Origin of the sequence: Methylobacter sp. BlB1 (genome assembly GCF_015476545.1) — a bacterium.
In the GTDB taxonomy this organism is placed as follows: domain Bacteria; phylum Pseudomonadota; class Gammaproteobacteria; order Methylococcales; family Methylomonadaceae; genus Methylobacter.
Map to the genome: position 1 here is coordinate 1 of NZ_JADMKV010000163.1, position 1,372 is coordinate 1,372.

The 1,372-nt window shown below is 48.4% G+C and carries 1 protein-coding gene; it reads left to right on the plus strand.

What is annotated here, in order from left to right; genetic code table 11:
- The first annotated feature begins 261 nt into the window (after positions 1-261).
- The gene (locus IT781_RS21810; RefSeq protein WP_194972274.1) at positions 262-1,218 is read left to right on the plus strand and encodes an OmpA family protein; all 957 of its coding nucleotides are present in this window, start codon (positions 262-264) and stop codon (positions 1,216-1,218) included.
- The last annotated feature ends 154 nt before the right edge of the window (positions 1,219-1,372 follow it).

A 1,372-nucleotide genomic window follows, 5' to 3' on the forward strand; every position in this document is an offset into this window, starting at 1 on the left:
CCCAGCATTTCGGCCGCCCATGCCGGGTTTCCGCTAAAGCTCCAACCCAGCCTACGCGAGCTATAAAGGAATTTATAGTAACGTTCAGCCGGAATTCATAAAACTTCATCAATCATTAGTTCAAATGCTTAAAATGGAAAGAACGATTACCTTGTGGACCGAGGTTTGTGTTGTTCTATAATTATCACTTCGTTTCTAACTGAAAGATCTCAGATAGAACCATTAGTATTTTTGTAAAAATTAGCCAAAGGCTGTGCAATTATGAAAAAAAGTTTATTAGTTATCGGTATCAGTTCCGCTTTATTGACAGCTTGCGTGACTGACCCTTATACCGGTCAATCAGGTTTAAGCAATATGGCCAAAGGAGGAGGCTTGGGCGCTGCGGTAGGCGCTGGTGCCGGTACGTTGTTTGGCGGCAACGATCTTAAGAATGCCGGTTGGGGTGCTTTGGCCGGTGGTGCGTTAGGGGCGGCGGTGGGCGCCTATATGGACAGTCAGGAACAGCAGATGAATGAATCGCTGCAAGGAACCGGCATCGAGGTTCAGAGGACAGCCGAGAATACGCTGACCCTGACCATGCCGAACAACGTTACATTTGGATTCGATTCCTCCAACTTGACGCCGCAGGCCCAATCCGCTCTGGATTCGGTGGCTAATGTGTTAAACCAGTATCAGGATTCCAAGATCAGTATCACCGGCCATACCGATGATGTCGGGGCTGATAATTATAATCAGAAATTATCCGAGCAGCGCGCTACCAGTGTTTCCAGTTATCTGACTCAGCATGGTGTGAATTATTCGCGCATCACTCAACAGGGCATGGGCGAGCGCATGCCGAAATTGCCTAATACCAGTGATGCCAACCGTGCTGAAAACCGTCGCGTGGAATTGGCGATCGTCGCCAATCCGACTGCCGGCAGCCAGCCAGGCGCTCAACAGCCGCAAGGCGGGTATCAGCAGCAGCAACAACAAGGTTATCCTCAACAGCGACAGGGCTACCCTCAGCAGCAAGGCTATCCTCAAGGCGGTTACCAGCAGCAAGGCTATCCCCAAGGCGGTGGCTATCAGCAGCAGAATTACCCTCAGCAGGGTGGTTACCCACAACAACAAAATTATCCGCAGCAGAATTACCCGCAAGGCGGCAGCTACGGCTATCCTCAACAACAAGGCTATCCGCAGCAAAACACCTATCCTCAGCAATACGGTTATCCTAGATAAAACCGTATAGGTAAGAGGATTAAAGATCGCAGGGCGTGAGTTCACAAGTTACTGTAAACATTACTTTAACCTGGACTTATAGCTCTGCATTTTTTATCCGGTATTGTTAATTAATTATAGTATCCAATTCACCGTTCCATTTAAGCATCAAAAG

Coding starts and splice junctions, on each gene's coding strand:
- IT781_RS21810 (WP_194972274.1), top strand. CDS start 262: ATGAAAAAAAGTTTATTAGTTATCGGTATCAGTTCCGCTTTATTGACA.